The organism is Candidatus Caldatribacterium sp. (assembly GCA_014359405.1).
In the GTDB taxonomy this organism is placed as follows: domain Bacteria; phylum Atribacterota; class Atribacteria; order Atribacterales; family Caldatribacteriaceae; genus Caldatribacterium; species Caldatribacterium oleiphilum.
The window spans coordinates 1-3083 of the sequence record JACIZN010000163.1; the positions used below are offsets into that span (position 1 = coordinate 1).

Sequence of the window (3083 nt, forward strand, 5' to 3'; positions counted from 1 at the left end):
ATAGCCTGAACCTTTTCTTCTGCCTCGGCAAGCCGTGCTTGCAAATCCGCAGAAAGCTTTGCTCCCTCTTCCTGCCGATAGGCAAGGAACGACTGGAGCGCCTCTACAAGAATCGGGGAAAATTTCTCCCATTCCTCAAGCCACACTCCCTCATCCTCTTGGAGCGCTACGATATCCCCAATATCGAGGAACCACTCCACCCTGGGTTCAAAAGGGAGGGAAAGCGCATCGGCAAGCTTCCTCAAAGCCTCAAGGTATGCCCGGGCAAGGGCAGTATTCACGGAAACACTTAAGGCTCCCTCGGTTGGCTCAAAATCCACTCGCAGTTCCACTTTTCCCCTGGATACGTACTGACGCACCACTTGGTTGACCTTCTCTTCCCAAAGCAAGAGCTCCCGAGGAAGGCGAAGGGCAACCTCAAGGAAACGATGGTTCACGCTCTTTACGTACACTCGGTATGTCCCCAAGGCTCCTTTTCCCTCAGCGTATCCAAATCCGGTCATGCTCCGCATAGGGGCTCTCCTTTACAGGGAGGAAACTTGCCACTATATTATTGGAAACCGGGTAAAAGTGTCAACGAGGAACGATGAAAACTTTAGAGGGTCTTGCCCTGCGCCGCCTTATTCTGGAAATCCAGGGAGAAATCGTGGGTCGGAAAATCCAGAAGGTGACTTTCCCGTCTCCCTGGGAGACGAGCCTTGAACTCTCTGGAGCTTCAGGACCTCAGAGCCTCCTTGTCAGCACCCACCCGGAGTTCAGCGCTTTTGCTCTTCTCCCCTCCTCCGAAAAGGGTGACCCACCCAAAACCCCATGGCAAAAGCTCCTCCACAAGTACCTCGTGGGGGGGAAAATCCTCTCTCTGCAACAAGTGGGTTGGGACCGGGTTGCCGAGATGGTCATCCACAACCCAAGCCTCTGGGAAAAGGAAACGGAGTTCGTGCTCATTCTTGAGGTCACCGGCCGAAACGCAAATCTCATTCTCACAAGAAACGACACTCAGAGAACAATCCTTGGGGTCTTACGCCCTGTTCCCCCTGAAGAGAACCGCTTCCGAAGCATCCTCCCCAACATCCCCTACACCCCTCCGCCGCAGCGTGAAAGAATTGACCCCCTGGAATTCTCCCGTAACCCCACTTTCCCCAAGACACAGGACCTATCTCAGTGGTGCATGCGTTCCATCGACGGTTTTGGTCCTTTTCTCAGTGGGGCTTTTGCGGAACTTGCCGAACGCCTGGGTGAGCAAGAAGCCTTCCAGAGAATTGTCAAGCCTTTGCACGGAGATTGCTCCTTTCTTGCCTTCCTCACAGATGATGGCAAACCCCTCGGGGTTTTCTGGGAAGAGATATCTCTCCTTTCCTCCTCCCACCTGTACTCCTTTCGCCTCCTCAACGAGGCAGTGACCTTTCTTCTTCTTGCCTTTCGCGAGTACCTCCTTGAGGTTGTCTCGCGAAAGCGACAAGAGAAGAAACTCCAAGAGGACCTGGACTTTGTCATCGAAGAAATGCGAAAAATCGAAGCTCTCCTCCCCCAAGAAGGGGAAATAGAACTCTTACGCCTCAAGGGGGAACTCCTCAAAATGCTTCCTCAGCTTGAAGTCCTCGAAAGAACGGAAGAAGGAATACGAGTTCGGAATCCTTTTGCACCCTCTTTTGAGGAGATTTTCATCGCCCTCTCTCCGTCACGTTCACTCAGTGAGAACATGCAGGAGTACTTCAGGCGGTACCGCAAAATGCGGGAACGGAGGACACGGCTCCTTGAAAAGTACAGAGAACTCGAGGCCCGGCTGGAGAAAATAAAAATTCTTCTCGAAAACCCTGAAGATTCCCATACTCCTCAGGGCACGGAATCCTCAAAGCCTGAGGAGAGCATTCTTCGCTTCAAGACACCCTCAGGAAACGAGATATGGGTAGGGAAAAACGCCAAAGCGAACCGCCTCCTTGTACGTATTGCCTCCCGAAACGACTACTGGCTCCATGCCCGGGATTTTCCAGGAGCTCACGTCGTTGTAAAAGCCTACTCTCCTGAGACCGTTGAGGAGGATCTCGAGAGGGCAGCCCGGGTGGCTGCCTACTTTTCCTCAGGACGCCTTGAAGGAAAAGTCGATGTCGTCTGCACCCAAGTGAAGTACCTTCGGCTACTTCCGGCAAAGGACGGAAAAACCCTTTACCGGAACGAGGAAACGTTTCGCGTTGCTCCCGAGTACCCTCAAGACCTCCAAAAAGTATGAAGGATAAATTCCCGCATATCCGGAGGAAGGGAGGCAGCAAAAGTCATCCATCTTCCCGAAGCCGGGTGTCGAAAAGAAAGGGTAAAGGCATGGAGGGCGCAGCGATTGAAGAATTCCTGACCCTTCCGGCTTCCGTAGAGCTTATCTCCAGCAATGGGAGTGCCCAAGGCGCTCAGGTGAACCCGTATTTGATGCGTTCGACCGGTCCGGGGCCTGACAAGAAGAAGGGAGAATCCATCCCGAGCTACAAGAGGGACAACCTCGGTTACCGCAAAACTCCCCTCCTTTTGAACCGTCATCCGCAGGGGGTTTTTTCTGTCTCGTCCCAAAGAGAGGGAAATGACCGATTCCTCGTGTACCTCTCCTTCCACGACTGCCAGGTACTCCTTGAGCACCTCTCTGTTTTTGAAGGCCTGCACGAGCTTGAGGTACGCAAAATCTGATTTTGCTACCACCATCACCCCTGAGGTTTCTTTATCAAGGCGATGAACAATGCCCGGACGCAGAGGAGCACCGTACCGAGAAAGGGGAACACGAAGGTACGTAAGGGCATTCACCAGGGTTCCCGTCTGGAGAGGGGAAACCGGGTGCACGGCTACATGGGGGCTTTTGTTGAGAAGCAGTACATGATCGTCCTCGTAAAGGATGTCAACGGGGAGAGGTTCCGCAAGGACGGGAAGGTCACTATCCTGGGGCCAGAGAATCTCGAGGAGATCGCCGGGGCGAACGAGGGTGCTGGGTTTGCGCAAAACGATTCTGTTCAGACGAACACGTCCTTCCCTAACCATTCGAGCAAGAAAGGATCGAGAAAGCTGGGGGAAATGTTCTCGGAGCCATACATCAACTCGCTTGAATC

Annotated in this window: 2 protein-coding genes and 1 pseudogene; 1 reads left to right on the top strand and 2 read right to left on the bottom strand. The window is 53.3% G+C overall.

The features are described 5' to 3' along the window. Window positions 1-512 (bottom strand): YicC family protein (locus H5U36_09805; protein MBC7218401.1); only part of this gene is annotated, 512 nt, incomplete at its 3' end. A 74-nt stretch (window positions 513-586) separates the two neighbouring features. Between H5U36_09805 and H5U36_09810 the strand changes: the two genes are divergently transcribed. Continuing rightward, window positions 587-2227: an NFACT family protein gene (locus H5U36_09810; protein ID MBC7218402.1), complete on the top strand. Its 1641-nt coding sequence runs from the start codon at window positions 587-589 to the stop codon at window positions 2225-2227. On the opposite strand, the pseudogene H5U36_09815 reads toward H5U36_09810, so the two are convergent. Next, window positions 2135-3083 (bottom strand): annotated as a pseudogene (locus tag H5U36_09815) (RluA family pseudouridine synthase). The gene H5U36_09810 and the pseudogene H5U36_09815 sit on opposite strands and share 93 nt — an antisense overlap.

Bases quoted from the DNA above. Each gene is read 5' to 3' on its own strand.
- H5U36_09810 (MBC7218402.1), top strand. From the start codon at position 587: ATGAAAACTTTAGAGGGTCTTGCCCTGCGCCGCCTTATTCTGGAAATC.